Below are 1055 nucleotides of genomic sequence, written 5' to 3' on the forward strand. Positions count from 1 at the left end.
GCGGCGTCCTCGGCGCGCCCGGTGGCGGCGGCGGATTGCGCGCAGCGCTCGGCCAGGTCGCGCTGGGCGAGCGCCACCTCCAGCGCGCGCAGCCGCAGCAGCACGGCCATCGGGTCAGGCGCGGGCAGGGGGGGCCTCCTGCATCGCCTCGGCCAGCGCGGCGAAGGACTCCGCGGTGGTCATCAGGGGTTCGTCCTTGCGCTGGCGCAGGAAGGCCTCGATGCGCGGCGCCAGGCGCAGCGCCTCGTCCACCGCCGGGTCGGTGCCGGCGCGATAGGCGCCGAGCCGCACCAGCTCCGCCATGTCGGCCTGCAGCGAGAGCAGGCGGCGGGCGCGCTGCATCACCTCGCGCTCCTCCGGCTCCAGGCAGCCCGGCACGGTGCGCGACAGGCTGCGCAGGATGTCGATGGCCGGCCAGCGGCCGCGCTCGCCGATCTTGCGGTCCAGCACCACATGCCCGTCCAGGATGCCGCGCACCGCATCGGCGATCGGCTCGTCATGGTCGTCACCCTCGACCAGCACGGTGAACAGGCCGGTGATGGCGCCGCCCTGGCCCTCCAGGCAGGGGCCGGCGCGCTCCAGCAGGCGCGGGAGTTCCGCGAAGACGCCGGGGGTGTAGCCGCGCGTCGCCGGCGGCTCGCCGGCGGCCAGGCCGATCTCGCGGCAGGCCAGGGCGAAGCGCGTCACGCTGTCCATCATCAGCAGCACGTGGCGGCCGTCATTCGCCAGGCTCTCGGCGACGGTCATCGCCGCATAGGCGGCCTCGCGCCGCATCAGCGGCGGGGTGTCGGAGGTGGCGCAGATGACGACGCTGCGGGCGAGGCCGGCCTCGCCCAGATCGTCCTCGATGAACTCGCGCAACTCGCGGCCGCGCTCGCCCACCAGGCAGAGCACGGCGACATCGCATTCGGCGCCGCGCGCCAGCATCGACAGCAGGGTCGACTTGCCGACGCCGGAGGCGGCGAACAGGCCAAGCCGCTGGCCGCGCCGCATGGTGCAGAAGGCGTCCAGCGCCCGCACGCCGAGATCGAGCCGCGGGCCGAGCCGCGCGCGCA

Annotated in this window: 1 protein-coding gene; it reads right to left on the minus strand. The window is 75.5% G+C overall.

Annotated features, from left to right (window positions below; all coding sequences use genetic code 11):
- Nucleotides 1–114: 114 nt before the first annotated feature.
- A partial coding sequence (locus HMPREF0731_RS21660; RefSeq protein WP_007006389.1) for a FliI/YscN family ATPase occupies nucleotides 115–1055 on the minus strand: 941 nt, incomplete at its 5' end.

The organism is Pseudoroseomonas cervicalis ATCC 49957, assembly GCF_000164635.1.
In the GTDB taxonomy this organism is placed as follows: Bacteria; Pseudomonadota; Alphaproteobacteria; order Acetobacterales; family Acetobacteraceae; genus Pseudoroseomonas; species Pseudoroseomonas cervicalis.